This is a genomic window from Sphingomonas desiccabilis (assembly GCF_004135605.1).
GTDB classification, from domain to species: domain Bacteria; phylum Pseudomonadota; class Alphaproteobacteria; order Sphingomonadales; family Sphingomonadaceae; genus Sphingomonas; species Sphingomonas desiccabilis.
Genome location: NZ_SDPT01000001.1, coordinates 1607540 through 1625942 on the forward strand (window position 1 = coordinate 1607540; position 18403 = coordinate 1625942).

Genomic DNA, 18403 nt, shown 5'->3' on the forward strand with positions numbered 1-18403 from the left:
CGCCGTGCACTTACATAAGGAGGCGATCCAGGCGATCGATGCGTTCCCGCGTATCCCACTCGGGCGCCTGCTTCCTCAGGTCCGCAAGCAGCCGGCGGATGGTTCCCGCCAATTCTTCATGCGCGCCGGGGCTGAACCGATGAAGCGACGCCGCGATAGCGACCACTCCGTCGACGGCAAACCGCAGCTGCGCGCGCTCGAACGCTTCATTGTCCGACACGAGTCATCTCCTTGCTTGGCCCTTCGAGACCGGTTGCAGCCAGGGCGTCGCATCCGCAATCCAGGGATCGGGTCGATGGACCGCCTGCACGACGGGGCGCCCAACTGATGCCGTCCGAATACCGCGAGATCCAGGTGGCGCCCGGCAACCGCGTCACCGTCCGCCGCTCGCGCAAGGCCGCGCAGCGTCCGGGCTTCGTTATGGTCGAGAAGTCGCACCGCCCGCCCTTCGAGGTACGCGAGCAGTGCTGGCAGGAAGGAAGGGTGCAGCAGTGAGCGAGCAAACGTTTCAGGATCGGGTCCAGCCGTGGCTGCTCGAGTGCTTCGGCGAGACGATCGCGGGCGATCGCGAGGAGCGGAACCACCGCTTCCTTGAAGAGGCGCTGGAACTCGTCCAGGCGACCGGCTGCACCGCGAGCGAGGCACACCAGTTGGTCGACTATGTCTTCGGCCGCGACGTCGGAGATCCGCCGCAGGAGGTGGGCGGCGTCATGGTCACGCTCGCCGCGCTGTGCCTCGCGAACGGCATGGACATGCACGAGGCCGCCGAGGTGGAGCTCGCTCGCATTTGGACGAACGTCGAAGCTATCCGGGCAAAGCACGCGGCCAAGCCGAAGCACTCGCCCTTGCCGGGGCCTAGCGTATGAAGTCCGCCCTTTGTCCTTGGAACGGGCTAATGCAAGGTGGAGAACAGAACGTGACCAACGGCAGCGAACAAGCGGACCGCCGCCGGGATCGCCTGCTCCGGATCGCCGAGGTGCGGGATCGGACCGGACTGTCCACGGCAACCATCTACCGACGTGAGGCAAAAGGCACCTTCCCGCCCCGCCGCCCGCTGGGCGGGAACTGCGTCGGCTGGTACGAAAGCGACGTGGGCAACTTCGTGGCTGATCCTGCTGGATATCGTGCGCCGGTCTCTGCGGAGGCGGCGTAGGGACTGCTAGACGATTGATCAACGACAGCGTCTGCGGTTTGCTACCATTGGCCCCTCGCGCCGCACTGCCCGGCAGCAGCTCCAAGCATCGGTTCCGGTACTGCTTAGCAGATGGGCTTCGGCTCAGCGGCAGGCATTACTCAAACGTCGCACAGCCTCTGATTAAAACTCACGCGCGGCCTTAGCGGCCTCGATCAGACTACCCGCGCGGCGGGCTAGCTCCGGTCGGTTGATGTCGACAGCAAGCTCACGCAAGCGCGCCAGAGCTGTATCGGCGTCAAGAAACGGTGCGAGGTTCTCCACCTTCAACGTCTTGAATTGTCCATCGCTGGTCGTGACGGCAGACCGCAGCGCGTCGAGTAAACGTAAAAACTGGGAGTCGTCGACGGTTTCAGCGGCGATAAATGCCCTGGTATGCTCGACCTCTTCCGCGTCCGCGCCTTGTATCCATGCATACAGGATGTCGATCGGCGAAACGGCTTCCAGTATCGCATCTAACGACAAGGCGCGGTAGCGTGCGCGCATAGTTGCGGTGATCCGATCCAATTCACTCGCGCTGAAGTAGTGCTCGCTTGGGGGCTTAGGGCGATCGCCGAAGCGGCCATGCGCGAAGGTCTCGTGACGAAAGAGATTGGTAAGCCAGGATAGTGCCGCACCCTTGAACATCGCATCAACAGTGGCAGCCCGTAGGCCATCATCAAGCCGCTCAACTAATGGGACGACTAGCCGCTCAGCGCGATCCCAAGGTCCAGTGACCCAAAAACGCTCGAACGGCCGCGCCCAATACACCAAGTCCAGGCCATCGGCGAAACCGAGCAGGATGTTGGCGGCTTGCGACGGGTCGATCACAGTCAAATCGCTCCCGCGAATACGTTCAAGCAACATGTCGATTTGACTGAGCGACCGCCCCGATGGACGGACCTGCATTGCTATGAGCAGTTGCGACACCGCCGCCGCTCCTTCGCGCGACGCTGCCCAGAAGGCATCAAAGTCCGCGAGCTTCAATGCGTGCGTTGGCGCTGCCAGCGCGAAATAGAGCCGATAATGATCGGGGCTCGCCAATCGTCTGCCGGCGAGCGCCCGATCTCGTTCGCGCTCGGCGACCGTCCCGTGCAGCCTGAAACGTGCTCCCTCTTTGTCATAGTTGAGTTCGAGCCCTGGCAATTGCTCGGCGAAGTGATGGGCATAATGGAGCGAACCGAACCAGTCCTTGCCGGCCCGCGCAACCAGCAGGTCGAGTGAGGCCGCTCGCTCTTCCTCACCGACACGCCCGGTGCCCAGCGAAAGCTCGGCGGCAGCGGCGCAGTATTCCTCAATCCAACGATACAGCGCAGGATTTCCCTCCTTGATGAGCTGCAGCCATACCAAGTCGGCGAGATCAGCGCCGGCCTTCTCGAGGGTCGGCCACAGGAACCGCAACGCATCTAGCACCCGGACCACCGCGCGCGGTGTGGTCAAGCGGCGCCCACCTTCTAAATCGATCACCGTCCGAAGACGGCTCGCACCATCTTCGTCGCGCGGCGCGGCAAAGCTGGCGAGCGTGACCTCGAACCAGTGGCGTAGCTGGAACGCCTCTGGCAGCGGCACTGGGACGGTGAGCTGGACGATCTTCTCGAGGTAGGCTTGACCGTCCTCGACCTGCGCCGCTTGGCTCACGCCATGTGCTAAGATCGCGCTATCATAGCACAGCAGATAGAGGATGTTGGGCAAGTCGCCGACAGAACGGACAAGTCGAAGCAGCTCGAGCATTTCGGCGGGCTCGAGACGGTCGATATCGTCAATCGTGACTATGATGCGGTGATCGAGCGCCTTCAGCGCGGCCTCTAGCCGGGCGCGCAACGTCTCAAGCGATTTTGCCGCAGGCTCACGCCCGAGCCACTCGCCGAACCAAGCAACTCCCTTGCCGGCCCATTTCAACGGTGCGAACGCGGCTGCATCACCGGCGAGTTCAACGGCGCTGCCGGCCCGCTTCACACCGGCAGCGAAACCGCGTAGCGCCTTGCCGACTTGTTTAGCCTGCACAAGCGTCTGTCGCGTGGTATCGCCACGTGCCGCCTCAATCCCGGCTACGGCGTCCTCGAGATGGGCGAACAGTTGCTCAAGCAGCGCATCCCTGTTCCCGACCAGCCATGGTCGGAAATGCACTAAGCTGTGCGGGCGCGCTGCCGGCGCCCCAACAAGCGCGCGTTCGACCTCCGCAAGAAGGCTTGACTTGCCCGATCCCCAGCGACCTTCAATGCCGATTACCAAGCTGGCGTCCGTGCGCAGGTTCGCCAACGCCGTGGCGATGCTCGCTGCGACCTCGCGCAGACCGACCGCATCGGGTGCATCCGCCTGAAGCGGCGCGTCGCCAAGCAGTTGGCCGGGATCTAGCTGATATACCATCCATCCCCTACTCTGCCCATTCTGGACAGCTTGTTCATTTGTCTACGATCCAGAAGGACGCCGCCCTTCGACAAGCGTGAAGGCAGACGGCAGATCGGCGGTGATCATAGTTGCCCAAACCTCCGCCAACTCGCGCCGCCGACGGGTGAACTTCGCCCGATTGTACGCGAACTCCGATCCCGACATGCCGTTTGGCCGGTGCGCGAGCATAAGATCAATCACCAGCCGGTCACCCTCGCGGCCGTGTTCATGCGCCCACTCGTTCATCAGCGTGGAATATGCCGCGCGCCAGCCGTGCGGGACGTGGCGCCCTTGATAGCCCTTGCGCTTGTAGAGCGAGCTGACGGCGCTGTCGCTCATGGGTGTGCGCGAGGAGTGCCCGCCCGGAAACAACAGCCGGCAGCGGCCAGTGATCACGCGCAGCGCGCGGAGGTTATCGACGGCGGCGGCCGGCAGCGGCACATCGTGATCGAACGCCTCGTCGCCCTTGTCCTCAAGGTCGAGCTTCATTCGCTCCGCGGAGATTCGCCAGGTCGCGTCAGGCGCGGGTGCGTCGGGCTGATCCCAGTCGATGCCGTGGAACTCGTCCCACGTCGCGGTTCGCAGCACGCCGATGCGCACCGCAGTCAGCGCGACCAGCCGCGACGCGATCTTCGTCACGGCGCTTGAGGTTGAGCGATCAACCACCTGCTGTAGCTTGATAAGTTCCGCGAGGTCGGTGATCGCCGGCTGCTTCGAGCCCTTGGGCGTGGGCTTGAGAGCCTTTCCGACTTTGGCAGCCGGGTTCACCTCGATCAGGTGCTCGCCGATCGCGCGCTCGAACACGCCCGACATGTAGCCGAGCACGCGCTTGGCGGTCTCGATCGCGCCGCGCTTCTCGATCTTGCGCAGCGTCTTCAAAACCTCGGGCGGCGTGATTTCGCTGACCGGCCGCTTGCCGAGCTCCGGCAGCACGTCGCGCTTCAGCGCGCGCATCACCAGCAGCGCCTGCGCAGGCGACCACCGGGCCTTCTCGTCCTCGTGCCAGGCGAGCGCTGCGGCCTGGAAGGTAGCGCCAGCCGCCGCGATCGCCTCCTGGCGCTGGCGCTCCGCCTCGGCCACCGGATCCTTGTTCTCGCGCAGCATGCGCCGCGCCGCCTCGCGCCGCTCTCGTGCGTCGGCCAGCGACACCTCCGGATAAAGCCCGAAGGTCGCGACCTTCTCCTTCCCCCCAAACCTGTATTTCAGGCGCCAGGAACGCGCGCCCTTGCGGGTCACGAACAGGTAGAGCCCGCCCCCATCTGTCAGCTTGTAGTCGCGCGTGGGATCGGGCTTCGCGTTGCGGACCTCGACGGCCGTCAGCGGCATGGAACGCCCTCTCTGGGGGTATCCGATACCCCCTCCCGGCTGGATACCCCCATCGATACCCCCAAACTCACCGCCGAGGGGTGAGAAGGCATGAGAACGAATGAGAAACGCCCGCCGTCTTCCATGTCCCACCTCTATCGTGAGGTGAGAACATATGGAAGACATGATAAGGGACGCTGGTGGGCCCGGCAGGACTCGAACCCGCAACCTAGCCGTTATGAGCGGCCAGCTCTAACCATTGAGCTACAGGCCCACAGCACGGCTGCGATAGCGGAGGGCTGGGCCTTCCTGCAAGCGGGCTATGCCGCCTGCAGCACCTCGTCGACGGTGGCCGGGCGAACGTTCAGGCGATCGAGCAGGTCGAGGACGCCTTCCCACCACGCCCAGAAGCGCCGCAGATCGGCCGCGTCCCGGACATAGGGGGTGTGTCCGGGCACCAGCGACGGCGAGTGGAAGGCAAAGTTCAGCAGCCGCAGCCCCTCTCCAACCGAAACGCGGATGGCCTCCAGCGCCTCCGATCGGGATACACCCTCGGGCGTCAACGGAACCCGGTTCAACAGGCCCAGCCTGGCAGCGATGGCTGTGCCGCGGGGTAGCCGCGCGAGCCGCTTGTGCAAGACGCCACCCCGTCGCCTCAGGCGGCCCGTGAAGATGGTGGTGAACGGCAGTTCCAGAAGCGTCTGGTGCGGGCCAGTGCGGAACGCCGCGTTGCCGATACCGCTGTAGTCGGGGCCGCCTTCCCGGGAATAATCGAACGTCGCGCGCATCGACGTGTCCACGCGGTAGCCGCGGGCGGCGAGGAGACGGAGCGTATGCGGTCCCAGACCATAGCGCCCGGCGCGATAAGCCCGAGGGGGGCGGCCGAACGCGCGGTCGATCGCATGGCCCAGCCGGTCGAGCTTTGCAGCTTCCACCGCTTCGGTAAGATTACCTGCGAAGCTGTTGGAAACGCTCACCCTCTCCTCGAACGGAGGTGTCACCCAGGGGTGGAGCTGCGCGCCGACCTCGGACCGGCCGTCGGCCAGCGGCTCTTGCAGGAACGCGACTGCCGCTGGATCGCGCGCGATGGGGTAGTCGACTAGGTAGACGAGACCGATGCCGCGCTCGGAAAAGCGCCGGTGCGCTTCGGGCACCGCGGCCATGGCGCTGGTGGTGAAGCCGTCCCGGCGAAATCCGGCGGACCAGTCGAACTCCTCCTCGGTATCGACGAAGAGCGTGAAGCGCGTCCCGAAGGCATCCGGCCACCGGACCAACGCCTCGGGAGCGGGCGCCGGCGGATGGAAGACCGTCGGCACCGCCACGATCAGCCGCCGTGCGCCTGCCCCAGGGGGACGTTCTCCGCAGAGGGCAGCCGCAGGATCAGTCGCTCGCGTTCGAACAGCAGCGCACCGCCGAGTTCCTTGGCGAGATTGCGCGCCAGGCGCATCGCGAAACCGGTGCCCAGCAGCGCCGTATCCTCGCCCTCGTCGTCGATCGCGAGCAGCGCATCCCCCGGATAGGCATCCAAGGAAGCGGGTCGGGCGAAAGCGAGCAACGGTGCCTCGCGTGCTTCGGCAAGCGCCTCCACGCGCACCGTCTCACCGGCTTGGGCGGCCGAGACCAAGGTCGCCAGCAAGCGGGAAAGCAGCCGCTCCACCGCGCGGCGGTCCCCGCGCACCACGGCGTAGACACCCTCCACAGACACAGAGGCGCCGCGCAGGTCCGCGAGCGGCGCCAGCTCGCCGGCGATTTCCGCGAGCAGCGGCGCAAGCGGCACCGTGCCCGGGCGCAGATCGAGCGCGTCCTCCTCGATGCGAGCGGCGAGATCGAGATCGTCGATGACGCCTAGGAGATCCCGCGCCTGCTGCCGGATCACGCCGGCCTGCCCGCGATAGACCGACGGGACCGGGCCGAGCATCTGTGCCTCGATCATCTCGGCAAAGCTGGAGATCGCTCCGGCCGGGGTGCGCAGTTCGTGCACCAGCTGCCGGAGCGAATCGGCGGTTGAAGGCGCAGCCGCGGGTGCAGGCTCCGCCCGTTCGTCGGCACGAGGGCGCCGTGCCGAGCCCCGGTAGCCGATGAATCGCCCCGATGCAGGATCGAAGCTCGGCACGCCCGAAATGCGCCAGTCGCCCGCGGCATCGCTGCTGCCGCCAATTTGCAGTCGCGCGTTCGAAAAGGCTGCACGACGGCGAAGGGCACCGCCGGGCACCCCGTCGATCTGCGCCAATCCGGTTTCGCCGGCGCGGGCGAGCGAGAGGCCGAGCAGCGGCCCCCGCTCGACGCCATCGACACGGGAGAGCACGCCGCGGCTGTCGGTTTCGAACCGGAAGCTGGTGACAACCCCAGGAGTTGCGGCCGGACGGCGGGGCTTGCTATCGGCCTGGCGCTGGTAGGCGTTGATCCGCGCCACCACGTCGGCGATGCGGAACGGTCCTTCCGGTACTGCCGCCGGGGCCTCGGCCTCTGCCTCTGGCACGGGAGCCAAAACGGCTTCAACCGGCTCGGCATTCCGCGCGGGCGTCAGCGCCGCCTCCGCAAGCTGTGCCGGCGCTTCGGGTGCGGCCGTTGCCTGCGCGGTGCTGACCTCCACGGCGCTCTGGTCGGTCAACACCATGTCGGCTGGTCCGAAGCTTGCCAGCGCCCGCTCCACTTCGGCGGGCAGGTCGCGGCGGTTGCGGAGCACCGAGCGGGTGGAAGGGGTAAGATCGGGAAGCAGCGCCACCCATTCCGCAGCCTCCAGACGGGCGCTCGCGAGCACGGGAGCGGCGACGGTGAGCGTATCTTCGGCGAGCAGCCGGACCAGCGTCGCCGGCGGGTTCGCGAAGACGAGGGCCCGTGCGCTCGCCGCGCGCACCGCCTGCGGCACCGCGTCGCGAATGTCGGCAAGCAATGCGATCGCTCGCGGATCGGCGGAGGCGCGGCGTCGGCCGATCAGGTCGACGAGCTGCCGCCACGCCGACTGACGGGCCTGCGGATGGCTGAGGTCCGTGGTGAGCACCGTTTGAAGAGTATCGTCGAACCGCACGCGCCACCTGATCCCCGGCGCCGTTCGCGCCTGCCGCATCTCCTTACGCCGGGAAAAGCCGTTCGGGTACAGACATTTTGCGTCCGTAACATTGTGGGACAATTGCTTTGGCGTGTAATTATCTTATAGGAGGCGCACCGAATCCTTTTTCCTTGTATCAGATTCCCGGAGTTGCCCCTTCCATGGTTCTCGACCGTATCGACCGTCAAATCCTGTCGCTGCTTCAGGAGGACGGCCGGATGACCAACGTCGAACTCGCAGAACGTGTCGGCCTGACGGCACCGCCCTGCCTGCGCCGCGTCCGCGCCTTGGAAGAGTCGGGAACGATCGGCGGCTATCACGCGGCGCTGAACCCGGCACAGCTGGGCTACACCATCACGGTGTTCGCACTGGTAAGCCTGCGCAGCCAGGCCGAGAGTGACCTGGCGGCGTTCGAGGCACATGTCGCCGGCATCCCCGAGGTGCGCGAATGCCACATGCTCAACGGCGAGATCGACTTCATCCTGAAGATCGTCGCGACCGACCTCAAGGCGTTCCAGGACATCCTCACCACGCGGCTGACGACCGCCCACAATGTCAGCAGCGTCAAGACGTCGCTGACGATCCGCACGTCCAAGCAGCTGCCCGGGATCCCGGTGCCAACGGAATAGGGCCGCGCGACACAGTCGCACGGCCCTTCTTCCATTCCGGACAAAACGGGCGGCAGGATAACCTGCCGCCCGTGTTCGTTCAGCCCGCGGTCTTGGGCGAGTCCAGCCACAGCGTCCAGAAGGCCGCGAGCTCGTTGCGCGGCGCGCCGGTCACCTTGGCGAAGGCCGCCTTGGCTTCGTCGCGACGACCGCTCTTGGCGAGCGCGATGCCGAGACGGGTGTTGACCTCGTCCTGGTCGACGCCGCCCTTCTGCAGGGCGAGCTGGAAGAACTCCGCCGCCTTGGCCGCATCGCCGTTGGCGAGGTATGCGTTGGCGGTGCCGGCGGCGAGCTTGCCGTTGGCAGCCGAGCGCGACTTGGCGTCGAGCGACGACAGCGAGCCCTCGGCACGGATGCCGGCCTGCGCCTCCGTCTTCAGCGCGTTGTACTGGGTGGCCGATGCCGGGATCTTGCCGGCGGCGCGGCCCTGGTCGATCACCGCCACGGTCTCGTACGGCAGACCGAGGTCCTGGGCGAGCTGCGCATATTCGCCGAACTCGGCCTGGTCGGTCAGCGCACCGGCCTCCCGCATCAGGCGGAAGGTGTCGAGGCGTGCCGAACCACCGAGCGCGCGGCCCTGGTCCGCACGGTCGCGGAACAGGATCAGCGCCTTGCGCCAGTTGGTCGCGGTCGGATAATCCTTGAGCTGACGGCGCATCCAGGCCGCGGTCTCTGCCGGCTTGTTCGCCTTGTAGAGCTGCGAGATCGCCAGGTTGTACCAGTCGTTCGGCACCGGCTGCCCGGCTGCCACCTTCGCCTGAACGGCCTTGTCGAGCGCGGCGATACCCTGGTCGACACTGCCGCCGTCGAGCTCGAGGCTCGCCATGCGCAAGTCATATTCGGGGTCGTTGTAGCCGAGCTGCTTGGCGCGCTGGAAATACTGGCGCGCCGCCGCCTTGTCCTTCGCGTTCAGCGCCAGGATGCCGCGGTTGTAGTTCAGCGTCGCCTGCTGCTCGGCCGGCGTGTTCGGGTTTGCGATCATCTGATCGATCGCGGTCGCGAGCAGCGCATTGTCCTTGGCCGCCTGGGCCACCTGCAGGCGCAGGTTGGCTGCATAGAATTTCTCGATGTCGGAGGTTGCGGCTGCATCCGCCTCGGCCAGGCGCGCCTTTGCGGTCGCAATGTCGCCTGCCTTCGCCGCCGTCTCGCCCGCGACGGCTGCGGTGCGGAACGCCTCGTTGATCTGGACCTTCGCAGCCTCTTCCTTCTTCTTCTTTTGGGCCTCGGCAGGGGCCGCCGTCAGCGCTGCCGCTCCCAGAGCAAGAACCGCGGCAAGCGCCGACTTCGAAACGAAACCCATTCGGAACTCTCCTGATGCTGTGCGCACGCGCCTCGGACCGTCTGTAAGTTGCGCAGATACGCCAGACAAGTCGCAGCGGCCATCCGGACGGATGCCCTTCCGCGGGTGAACGCGGATTGAACGGAGGCGATCCCGGGGCCTGCGCTCTGCCGAGATTTTTTGACCCGCTTGCGGATGGCGGCTAGGCAGCCGGCCAATGATCGCCGTTATTTCTCCCGCAAAATCGCTCGACTACGACAGCCCCGTTCCCGCGAGCAGCGCGCCCAGCGTGCCCCGTCTGGCAAGGGAGGCGCAGACGCTTGCGAAGGGGGCCAGGTCGCTTGGCGCCGAACGGCTCGGCGCCCTGATGCACATCTCGCCCAAGCTCGCGGAGTTGAATGCTGCACGCTTCCGCGACTTTGCGGAAGCGCCGGAGCGGCCGGCGATCCATGCCTTTGCCGGCGATGTCTACACCGGCTTCGAAGTGACGACACTGGATGCGGCCGCGATCGACTTCGCGCAGGATCACCTGCGGATCCTGTCGGGCCTCTACGGCCTGCTGCGCCCGCTCGACGCCATGCGGCCCTATCGGCTCGAGATGGGCACGCGCTGGGCCCCGGGCTCGGCCAAGACGCTGTACGACTGGTGGAAGGATCGGATCGCCGATCTGCTCGCAGAAGATGTTGCGGCAGAGGGATCGGACGTGATCCTGAACCTCGCCAGCCAGGAATATTGGAAAGCGGTGGCGGGCAAGCTGCCGGAGACGATCCGCGTGATCGACGTCGATTTCCGCGAGCCGGGACCGGACGGCCCCCGCTTCCTGAGCTTCCACGCGAAGCGGGCGCGGGGCATGGTGGCGCGCTGGATGTGCGAGCACCGGATCACCGAAGTGGACGCGATGCGCGGCTTCGACAGCGACGGCTACCGCTTCGACGCGGCCGAAAGCACCGACACCCGCTGGCGGTTTACCCGCGCATGAGCGGCGCGGCAGTCGTGATCGGTGCCTCCGGCGCAATCGGCGGCGCGCTGGAGCGTGCGCTGGTCGAGGAAGCGGCGTACGACAAGGTGTGGGGCTTCGGCCGCTCGCGTCCCGGCGCCGATCATCTCGACGTCCTGGACGAGGCGAGCATCGCGGCGGCGGCCGCACGGGTCGCCGCCGGCCCTGCCCCCACGCTGATCCTGATCGCCACCGGCCTGCTGCACGAGGGCGACCGCATGCCCGAGCGCGGCTTCAAGGAACTCGACGCCGAATGGCTGGCGCGCAGCTTTGCGATCAACGCGATCGGGCCGGCGCTGGTGCTTAAGCATTTCCTCCCGCTGCTCCCGAAAACCGGCGAGCCTGTGGTCGCTGCGCTCTCCGCGCGCGTCGGCTCGATCGGAGACAATGGCCTGGGCGGTTGGCACGGGTATCGCGCGGCCAAGGCGGCGCTCAACATGCTCCTGCGCAACGCCGCGATCGAGGCGAAGCGGCAGAGCCCGCGCGCGATCGTCGTCGGGCTCCACCCCGGCACGGTGGACAGTGCGCTGTCGAAGCCGTTCCAAGGCAATGTCGCACGCGGCAGCCTGTTCGCACCCGATCGCGCCGCGCTGCAGCTGCTCGACGTCATCGAAGAGCTGAAGCCGAAGGACAACGGCAAATTCTTCGCGTGGGACGGCGCCGAAATTCCGTTCTGATCTTCGCCCTCGCGTACGCGCACGCGTGCGCGCGGCTTGGCATAGGAGCCTCTGCCCGCTAGTCAGGGCACCGGATTTCAATCTTCCCGAAAGCAGGACGCCTTGACCGACGAGATTCGCCTCGCGGACCCTTCCGACATTTCCCCCGTCTCCATCGTCGACGAGATGCGGTCGAGCTATCTCGACTATGCGATGAGCGTGATCGTCTCTCGCGCGCTTCCCGACGTGCGCGACGGCCTGAAGCCGGTGCACCGGCGCATCCTGTTTTCGGCCAACGAGAGCGGCTTCCACTACAACCGCCCCTATCGCAAATCGGCGCGCATCGTCGGTGATGTGATCGGTAAATACCACCCGCACGGCGACACGGCGATTTACGACGCCTTGGCGCGCATGACCCAGGATTGGTCGATGCGGGTGCCGCTGATCGACGGTCAGGGCAACTTCGGCTCGATGGACCCGGATCCGCCCGCGGCGATGCGCTACACCGAGGCGCGCCTCCACCGCGCCGCCGCCTTCCTGCTCGACGACCTCGACAAGGACACGGTCGACTTCGTCCCCAACTATGACGGGTCGGAGCGCGAGCCGTCGGTGCTGCCGGCGCGCTTCCCCAACCTGCTGGTCAACGGCGCGGGCGGTATCGCCGTCGGCATGGCGACCAACATTCCGCCGCACAATCTTGGCGAGGTGATCGACGCCTGCCTGCTCACCATCGACCGCGCAGTCGAGGGCGGCGAGCCGGTGACGGTCGAGGAGCTGTCCGAGATCGTGCCGGGCCCGGACTTCCCGACCGGTGCGCTGATGCTGGGCCGCGCCGGTGCCCGTGCCGCCTATGCCGGGGGCCGTGGCTCGATCATCCTGCGCTCGCGCTACACGACCGAAGCGCGCGGCGAACGCCGCTCGATCGTGCTCACCGAGATTCCGTTCCAGGTCGGCAAGAGCGGGCTGGTCGAGAAGATCGCCGAGGCGGCCAAGGACAAGCGGATCGAGGGCGTCAGCGACATTCGCGACGAATCGAACCGCGAGGGCGTCCGCATCGTCATCGACCTGAAGCGCGACGCGACCCCCGACGTGGTGCTCAACCAGCTGTGGCGGCACACGCCTGCGCAGTCGAGCTTCGCCGCCAACATGCTGGCGATCCGCGGCGGCCGCCCGGAACTGCTCAACCTCAAGGACATCATCGACGCGTTCATCTCCTTCCGCGAGGAGGTGATCACCCGCCGGTCGAAGTATGAACTTGCAAAGGCGCGCGACCGTGCTCACCTGTTGCTGGGCCTGGTGATCGCGGTCACCAACCTCGACGAGGTGGTGCGCATCATCCGCGGCGCCGCCAACCCGGCCGCCGCGCGCGCCTCGCTGCTGGCGCGCGAATGGCCGATCGCCGAGATCGCGCCCTATATCCGCCTGGTCGAGGCGGTGGAGGCAGAGGTCACCGGCGACACCTATCGCCTGTCGGACGCACAGGTTCGCGCGATCCTCGACCTGCGCCTCCATCGCCTGACTGCGCTCGGCCGCGACGAGATTGGCGACGAACTGTCGAAGCTGGCGGACTCGATCGCCGAGCTGCTCGAGATCCTGGGCAACCGCGCCAAGCTCTATGCGGTGATGCGCGGCGAGCTGGTGCAGGTGCGTGCCGAGTTCGCCACGCCGCGCCGGACCGAGATCGCCAACGCCGTCGACGGCATCGACGACGAGGACCTGATCGAGCGCGAGGACATGGTCGTCACCGTGACCATGCAGGGCTATATCAAGCGCACGCCGCTCGATACCTTCCGCGCGCAGAAGCGCGGCGGCAAGGGCCGCGCCGGCATGGCGACCAAGGACGAGGATGCGGTCACCTCGCTGTTCGTCACCTCCACCCACACGCCGGTGCTGTTCTTCTCGACCGCCGGCAAGGTCTATCGGATGAAGGTGTGGCGCCTGCCGGAGGGCGGCCCCGCCACCCGCGGCCGGCCGATGATCAACCTGCTGCCGCTGGCGGCGGGCGAGACCATCTCCACCGTGCTGCCGCTGCCGGAGGACGAGGACAGCTGGTCCGACCTGCACGTCATGTTCGCGACCGCCAACGGCACGGTGCGCCGCAACTCGATGGACGCGTTCACCAACGTGCCCACCGCCGGCAAGATCGCGATGCGCTTCGACGAGGAAAGCAACGACCGTCTGATCGGCGTGGCGCTGCTCACCGAGACCGACGACGTGCTGCTGGCGACCAAGTGCGGCAAGGCGATCCGCTTCGCCGCCACCGACGTGCGCGAATTCCAGAGCCGCACCTCCACCGGCGTGCGCGGCGTCAGCCTGGCCAAGGACGACGAGGTGATCTCGCTGTCGATCCTGGGCGGCTTCCACGCCACCACCGAGGAGCGCGACGCCTATCTCAAGGCGGCACCGTGGAAGGAAGGCGATCGCGAGGTCACCCTCTCTCCCGAGCGCATGGCCGAGTTCGAGGCGGCGGAGCAGTTCATCCTGACCGTCACCGCCAACGGCTATGGCAAGCGCACCTCGGCGTACGAATATCGCCGCACCAACCGCGGCGGCCAGGGCATCACCAACATCGTCACCTCCGATCGCAACGGTCCTGTCGTCGCGAGCTTCCCGGCGAGCTCGGGCGAGCAGCTGATGCTGGTGACCGATCAGGCCAAGCTGATCCGCATGTCGGTGGGCGATACCCGCGTGACCGGCCGCGCCAGCCAGGGCGTCCGCCTGTTCCATGTCGCAGCGCAGGAGCATGTCGTCTCCGCCGCCCGCATCGACGAGGAGGAAGAGCCGGAGAACGAGGCCGAGGCGATCGTGGCCGAGGAGCGTGCGACCGTGCCGACGGGTTCGCCCGAAGAGGCGATCCAGCTCGACGATGGCACCGGTCCGGACACCCTGCCCGAGCGGATCGAGGAAGACGACGGGAGCGGCGAGGAATGACGAGACCCACGGCAGCGTTCAAGGTGCTGACGGCCGAGCAGATGGCGACGCTGGAGGCGGGCAGCTTTGCCGGCGCTCCCATCGATCAGCTGGACGGCTATATCCACCTGTCCACCGCAGCGCAGCTGACGGAGACGGTGGACAAGCACTTCGCCGGGCAGACCGGGCTGTGGGTCGCCGAGGTGGATCTCGAGGCGTTGGGCGACTCGGTCCGCTGGGAGCCGTCGCGCGGTGGCGAGGATTTCCCGCACCTCTATGGCAAGCTGACGCTCGACACGGTGGTTGCCTACTCACCGCTCGAACGCGAGCAGGACGGCAGCGTGCGGCTGCCTGTTACCGGCTGAGCGTTCCCCGGCGGGTGCCACCGCCGGGACCTACCCGGCCGCATAGCGGCGCCTATGGAGCCTCGGGGGTGGCCAGCGGCTCTCCCGACGGAGGCAGCGGCACCGCTGGCGTGTGCTGGGCGTCGCCGGGGCCGTACACGCGGTCCAGATAATAGCCGGCCAGCAGGTAGTGCGCCTTCACCACGGCGGGATGCTCGGCATTCTGCGCCAGCTTCAGTTCCGCTTCGGCGCGTTCGTAGAAATACTCGTTGTCTTCGACGTCGTTCATCGTGCCCTTCGGGAGCACCTTTCGGTGCCCCGATCCTATCCTTCGAAGCCGGTTCGAGCCGGTTCGTTTCTATCTCGCTTGCCTGGTACTCTCGGGACGCGGATCGTCAAAATGGAATAGGACGCCATCGCTGCCGGTCTCCGCATGCGGCGAACCCTCCGCCTGCGCACTTCCTGCGCGGCGTTCGTTCCTGCCAAAAAGGGCGAGACACTTCCCCCACGAGCCGAGCAACGGCCAATCCGCCGCTTGGTTCCGGCATCACGGAACCAAATCGACGACCCGTGCGTCGCCGGCCTCCGCTCGAAGCAGGAGGGTACGGTGACAGTGGCCGGGATCGCGCTCGTAGCAGAGCAGCGCCGATGGAAGCTCCGCCGTCAGCGCCAGCATCATCGCCGCCTGCGCCTGCGCCTCCGGCAGCTCCAGCTGATGGTGGTACACCTCCCGCAGGGTGGCGACGTCGCCCTTCTTCGCGGCGTCGCGCCCGCGCTTGGGCGTGCCGAGTGCCTTCAGGTGGCGATAGTCGATGCCGACTTCCGCCAGATGGGGGGCGAGCGAAGACTTGGAAAAGCCGGGGCGCCTGGAGAGCGGCAGCGCGCGCACGTCGATCACCCGGCGGACGCCTGCGGCCTGCAGTGCGGCCAGGAACTCGGCCATGGTCGTTCCCTCATAGCCGATGGTGTAGATCGTCTGCGCTGCGTCTGGCATGCCGGTCCCTCGTTGCGGCTGTCCAGCTGCGCGCGGATCGGCTAGGCAGCCGCCAATCGCGGCGCCGGCCGCCTCCCCTTTCCTAGCAGCTTTCGAGACGTTCGTGACCCAATCGCATCAGATCCACATCATCGGCGGCGGTCTGGCCGGATCCGAGGCCGCCTGGCAGCTGGCACAGGCCGGCTTCCGGGTGCGCCTTTCGGAGATGCGCGGCAGTGGTGACTGCACGCCCGCGCACCAGAGCGACGGGCTGGCCGAGCTGGTCTGCTCGAACAGCTTCCGCTCCGACGATGCGGAGAGCAACGCGGTGGGACTGCTGCACGCGGAAATGCGGGCGCTGGGATCACTCATCATGGGCAAGGGCGACGAACACCGCGTGCCCGCCGGCTCCGCGCTCGCAGTGGACCGGGACGGCTTCTCCGCCGGCGTGACGGCTGCGCTGGAAGCACACCCCAACATCACGATCGTGCGCGAGCGGATCGACACGCTGCCCGCAGACGGGCCGACGATCGTCGCCACCGGTCCGCTGACCGCGCCGGGCCTGGCCGAGAGCATCGGCGGCGCCACCGGCAGCGAGGCCCTCGCCTTCTTCGACGCGATCGCGCCGATCGTCCACTTCGACAGCGTCGACATGGACGTCGCCTGGATGGCCGCGCGCTGGGACAAGGGCGGCAAGGACTATATCAACTGCCCGATGGACAAGGACCAGTATCTGGCCTTCCATGCGGCACTGCTCGCCGGCGAGAAGACCGAGTACCGCGAGTGGGAGAACGTCCCTTATTTCGAAGGGTGCATGCCGATCGAGGTGATGGCCGAACGCGGCGTCGACACGCTGCGCTATGGGCCGATGAAGCCGGTCGGGCTGGACAATCCGCGCACCGGTCGCTGGCCCTATGCGGTCGTGCAGCTGCGCCAGGACAATGCCCAGGGCACGCTGTGGAACATCGTCGGCTTCCAGACCAAGCTCAAGCACGCGGAGCAGGTACGCCTGTTTCGCACCATTCCCGGTCTGGAGAACGCCGAGTTCGCGCGGTTGGGCGGGCTGCACCGCAACACCTTCATCCGCTCGCCCGAGTTGCTCGATCCGACGCTGCGGCTGAAGGCCCATCCCCACCTGCGCTTCGCCGGGCAGATCACGGGCTGCGAGGGCTATGTCGAGAGCGCCGCGATCGGCCTGATGGCGGGGCGCTTCGCGGCGGCCGAGCTGGCCGGCAAAGATCTTCCCCCGCCCCCGCCCGAGACGGCGCTGGGCGCGCTGCTCGGCCACATCACCGGCGGCGCCGAGGCAGAGACCTATCAGCCGATGAACGTCAATTTCGGCCTGTTCCCGCCGATCGAAGGCCGGACCAAGAAGGCCGATCGCAAGAAGATGTACACCACGCGTGCGCGTGCTGCGCTTGCGGAATGGATGCCGGCCTAATCCTCTGCTTCCGCTCGCGGCGCGGGACAGGCGCAGCGGGCGGCGGGTTTGCGCGGGATTGCGGTGGTCGCGAACTCGGCCGCGTCGAGCGTCGCCGAGCGATCGGCATCCGCCTTGGCGAACTTGGTGGTGGTGGCGACCGCCCATTCGTCGAACGAGAGCTGCCCGTCCCGGTTCACGTCGAGCTTGGCAAAGGCCTTGCGGCGGCTGGCGAGATATTCCTCGCGGGTGACGCGACCGTCGCGGTCCTTGTCATACCGGTCGAACCGCTTCTCCTCGCGGGTACGTGCCGTGGCGCTGGGGACTGCCACAGGCGCGGGGGGCAGCGGTGCCATGCCGGCAGGCGCCGGCTTCGGCTGCGGCAACGGCGCCTCCGTCTGGGCGGCGCCGCGGAACAGCACCACGCCTCCCGCAGCCAGCAGCAACGCCGACAAGACCCCTGCCCCGTACCGCCACATACCAGCCCCCGCCCTGACGTCTCGGCGGGGAGGCTATCGTACGAGGAAGGCCGCGAACAGCCCTAACGACCGGTTAACCGATGCCACAGGACGCGCGCGAGCCGCTTAGGCGAGCCGGCCGGCACCTGTTCGATGTCCAGCCGGGCGAAGTGGGCGAGCATCCCAAGGGGCCGGAGAGCGCGTGGCCATCGCTGCTCCAGCGCCCCCCGCAACTGTTCCAGCGCGAGAGCCCGTGCCGCCTCTGCCTCTTGGGGACTCGACAATCCGCCTGCGAGGTCTGCCAGCGCCCACCCGCTGCCTGCGGCACGCACCGCCTCGAGAGGTGCCGCGGGGTCAAGGGCCCGGGCAGCGAGCCCAAAGAGCGTACCGCCACGACCGGCCCCGAAGCGCTGCAGCGTAGCGCGATCGAGTTCAGGTTCCTCGATCAGCACGTCCCAGCCGTCGATCATCGCAGCGGCATCGCTGCCGCGCGCGCCGGAGGGCAGCAGGTCGCGTGCGATGGCCTGAAGCACCGGCTGGGCCGGTGGCGGAGCGGTGTCGAGCTTGACCAGCGCATCATGCCACCAGACCAGGCGCATCTGTCCGATAGCCGGCTCGCTGGTGGTGCGCACGATGTCCGCCAGCGCATCGTCGAGTGCGAACAGCGCGACGATGGCCGGTCGATGACGCGCCGGCACATAGGTGAGCGCCAGGTGGCGTTCCGCCTGTCCCTCTTGCTGCTGCCCCGCCGGCTGCGCGCTTTCCATTCCCGTATCCTGGTTAAC

General features: G+C 67.2%; 19 protein-coding genes and 1 tRNA gene. 10 read left to right on the forward strand and 10 right to left on the reverse strand.

What is annotated here, in order from left to right:
- The first annotated feature begins 4 nt into the window (after positions 1 to 4).
- From EO081_RS07595 to EO081_RS07605, 4 genes are read left to right on the forward strand one after another with little or no spacing between them, the layout of a single operon-like run.
- On the forward strand, positions 5 to 328 hold the full coding sequence (locus tag EO081_RS07595) for a hypothetical protein (RefSeq protein ID WP_129341242.1): 324 nt from the start codon (positions 5 to 7) through the stop codon (positions 326 to 328).
- Positions 328 to 495 (forward strand): hypothetical protein, encoded by a 168-nt coding sequence (locus tag EO081_RS16815; protein WP_165284544.1) that lies wholly within the window; start codon positions 328 to 330, stop codon positions 493 to 495. Before EO081_RS07595 ends, EO081_RS16815 begins: the two co-directional genes overlap by 1 nt.
- On the forward strand, positions 492 to 866 hold the full coding sequence (locus EO081_RS07600) for a hypothetical protein (protein ID WP_129341243.1): 375 nt from the start codon (positions 492 to 494) through the stop codon (positions 864 to 866). The genes EO081_RS16815 and EO081_RS07600 overlap by 4 nt, the downstream gene beginning before the upstream one ends.
- Positions 867 to 916: 50 nt before the next feature.
- A complete protein-coding gene (locus EO081_RS07605; RefSeq protein WP_240697575.1) occupies positions 917 to 1153 on the forward strand; it encodes a helix-turn-helix transcriptional regulator in 237 nt (78 codons plus the stop codon).
- A 162-nt stretch (positions 1154 to 1315) separates the two neighbouring features.
- On the opposite strand, the gene EO081_RS07610 is transcribed toward EO081_RS07605, so the two are convergent.
- The 5 genes from EO081_RS07610 to EO081_RS07630 all read right to left on the reverse strand — a co-directional run bounded on the left by EO081_RS07610 (position 1316) and on the right by EO081_RS07630 (position 7892).
- Positions 1316 to 3538, reverse strand: a complete 2223-nt coding sequence (locus EO081_RS07610) for a P-loop NTPase fold protein (RefSeq protein WP_129341245.1) — start codon at positions 3536 to 3538, stop codon at positions 1316 to 1318.
- 42 nt (positions 3539 to 3580) lie between these two features.
- Positions 3581 to 4885 (reverse strand): tyrosine-type recombinase/integrase, encoded by a 1305-nt coding sequence (locus EO081_RS07615; RefSeq protein ID WP_129341246.1) that lies wholly within the window; start codon positions 4883 to 4885, stop codon positions 3581 to 3583.
- Between the two features lie 177 nt (positions 4886 to 5062).
- Positions 5063 to 5138, reverse strand: a tRNA-Ile gene (locus EO081_RS07620).
- Positions 5139 to 5184: 46 nt separating this feature from the next.
- Positions 5185 to 6186, reverse strand: a complete 1002-nt coding sequence (locus EO081_RS07625) for a polysaccharide deacetylase family protein (protein ID WP_183947847.1) — start codon at positions 6184 to 6186, stop codon at positions 5185 to 5187.
- Between the two features lie 2 nt (positions 6187 to 6188).
- A complete protein-coding gene (locus EO081_RS07630; RefSeq protein ID WP_240697576.1) occupies positions 6189 to 7892 on the reverse strand; it encodes a histidine kinase dimerization/phospho-acceptor domain-containing protein in 1704 nt (567 codons plus the stop codon).
- Positions 7893 to 8074: 182 nt separating this feature from the next.
- Here EO081_RS07630 and EO081_RS07635 point away from each other — a divergent pair, with 182 nt between their 5' ends.
- A complete protein-coding gene (locus EO081_RS07635) occupies positions 8075 to 8542 on the forward strand; it encodes an Lrp/AsnC family transcriptional regulator (protein WP_125962310.1) in 468 nt (155 codons plus the stop codon).
- Between the two features lie 79 nt (positions 8543 to 8621).
- On the opposite strand, the gene EO081_RS07640 is transcribed toward EO081_RS07635, so the two are convergent.
- Complete coding sequence (locus EO081_RS07640; protein WP_129341249.1) at positions 8622 to 9881, reverse strand: tetratricopeptide repeat protein; 1260 nt, start codon at positions 9879 to 9881, stop codon at positions 8622 to 8624.
- Between the two features lie 196 nt (positions 9882 to 10077).
- Between EO081_RS07640 and yaaA the strand changes: the two genes are divergently transcribed.
- The 4 genes from yaaA (at position 10078) to EO081_RS07660 (ending at position 14788) form a co-directional block, all read left to right on the forward strand.
- Positions 10078 to 10839 carry a peroxide stress protein YaaA gene (gene yaaA, locus EO081_RS07645; protein ID WP_129341250.1) on the forward strand — a complete coding sequence of 254 codons (762 nt, stop codon included), beginning with the start codon at positions 10078 to 10080 and terminating at the stop codon, positions 10837 to 10839.
- Positions 10836 to 11534: an SDR family NAD(P)-dependent oxidoreductase gene (locus tag EO081_RS07650; RefSeq protein WP_129341251.1), complete on the forward strand. Its 699-nt coding sequence runs from the start codon at positions 10836 to 10838 to the stop codon at positions 11532 to 11534. Before yaaA ends, EO081_RS07650 begins: the two co-directional genes overlap by 4 nt.
- A gap of 102 nt (positions 11535 to 11636) precedes the next feature.
- Positions 11637 to 14444 (forward strand): DNA gyrase subunit A, encoded by a 2808-nt coding sequence (gyrA, locus tag EO081_RS07655; RefSeq protein ID WP_183947849.1) that lies wholly within the window; start codon positions 11637 to 11639, stop codon positions 14442 to 14444.
- Positions 14441 to 14788 carry a DUF952 domain-containing protein gene (locus tag EO081_RS07660; RefSeq protein WP_129341252.1) on the forward strand — a complete coding sequence of 116 codons (348 nt, stop codon included), beginning with the start codon at positions 14441 to 14443 and terminating at the stop codon, positions 14786 to 14788. Before gyrA ends, EO081_RS07660 begins: the two co-directional genes overlap by 4 nt.
- Positions 14789 to 14840: 52 nt before the next feature.
- Here EO081_RS07660 and EO081_RS07665 read toward each other — a convergent pair whose 3' ends face one another.
- Together EO081_RS07665 and EO081_RS07670 are read right to left on the reverse strand one after the other, a co-directional pair.
- Positions 14841 to 15056 (reverse strand): hypothetical protein, encoded by a 216-nt coding sequence (locus EO081_RS07665; protein ID WP_129341253.1) that lies wholly within the window; start codon positions 15054 to 15056, stop codon positions 14841 to 14843.
- Positions 15057 to 15314: 258 nt separating this feature from the next.
- Positions 15315 to 15761: a DUF488 domain-containing protein gene (locus tag EO081_RS07670; protein ID WP_129341254.1), complete on the reverse strand. Its 447-nt coding sequence runs from the start codon at positions 15759 to 15761 to the stop codon at positions 15315 to 15317.
- 103 nt (positions 15762 to 15864) lie between these two features.
- On the opposite strand from EO081_RS07670, the gene trmFO reads away from it, so the two are divergent.
- Positions 15865 to 17181 carry a methylenetetrahydrofolate--tRNA-(uracil(54)-C(5))-methyltransferase (FADH(2)-oxidizing) TrmFO gene (gene trmFO, locus EO081_RS07675; protein WP_240697577.1) on the forward strand — a complete coding sequence of 439 codons (1317 nt, stop codon included), beginning with the start codon at positions 15865 to 15867 and terminating at the stop codon, positions 17179 to 17181.
- Here trmFO and EO081_RS07680 read toward each other — a convergent pair.
- The gene (locus tag EO081_RS07680) at positions 17178 to 17639 is read right to left on the reverse strand and encodes an EF-hand domain-containing protein (RefSeq protein ID WP_129341256.1); all 462 of its coding nucleotides are present in this window, start codon (positions 17637 to 17639) and stop codon (positions 17178 to 17180) included. The genes trmFO and EO081_RS07680 overlap by 4 nt on opposite strands.
- A gap of 62 nt (positions 17640 to 17701) precedes the next feature.
- Positions 17702 to 18385, reverse strand: a complete 684-nt coding sequence (locus tag EO081_RS07685) for a squalene/phytoene synthase family protein (RefSeq protein ID WP_129341257.1) — start codon at positions 18383 to 18385, stop codon at positions 17702 to 17704.
- Positions 18386 to 18403: the final 18 nt, after the last annotated feature.

Excerpts from the sequence above, each read along its gene's own strand:
- EO081_RS07670 (WP_129341254.1), bottom strand. The coding sequence starts at position 15,761 with ATGCCAGACGCAGCGCAGACGATCTACACCATCGGCTATGAGGGAACG.
- EO081_RS07640 (WP_129341249.1), bottom strand. The coding sequence starts at position 9,881 with ATGGGTTTCGTTTCGAAGTCGGCGCTTGCCGCGGTTCTTGCTCTGGGA.
- EO081_RS07615 (WP_129341246.1), bottom strand. The coding sequence starts at position 4,885 with ATGCCGCTGACGGCCGTCGAGGTCCGCAACGCGAAGCCCGATCCCACG.
- EO081_RS07635 (WP_125962310.1), top strand. The coding sequence starts at position 8,075 with ATGGTTCTCGACCGTATCGACCGTCAAATCCTGTCGCTGCTTCAGGAG.
- EO081_RS07650 (WP_129341251.1), top strand. The coding sequence starts at position 10,836 with ATGAGCGGCGCGGCAGTCGTGATCGGTGCCTCCGGCGCAATCGGCGGC.
- yaaA (WP_129341250.1), top strand. The coding sequence starts at position 10,078 with ATGATCGCCGTTATTTCTCCCGCAAAATCGCTCGACTACGACAGCCCC.
- EO081_RS07685 (WP_129341257.1), bottom strand. The coding sequence starts at position 18,385 with ATGGAAAGCGCGCAGCCGGCGGGGCAGCAGCAAGAGGGACAGGCGGAA.
- EO081_RS16815 (WP_165284544.1), top strand. The coding sequence starts at position 328 with ATGCCGTCCGAATACCGCGAGATCCAGGTGGCGCCCGGCAACCGCGTC.
- EO081_RS07610 (WP_129341245.1), bottom strand. The coding sequence starts at position 3,538 with ATGGTATATCAGCTAGATCCCGGCCAACTGCTTGGCGACGCGCCGCTT.
- EO081_RS07660 (WP_129341252.1), top strand. The coding sequence starts at position 14,441 with ATGACGAGACCCACGGCAGCGTTCAAGGTGCTGACGGCCGAGCAGATG.
- EO081_RS07680 (WP_129341256.1), bottom strand. The coding sequence starts at position 17,639 with ATGTGGCGGTACGGGGCAGGGGTCTTGTCGGCGTTGCTGCTGGCTGCG.
- EO081_RS07665 (WP_129341253.1), bottom strand. The coding sequence starts at position 15,056 with ATGAACGACGTCGAAGACAACGAGTATTTCTACGAACGCGCCGAAGCG.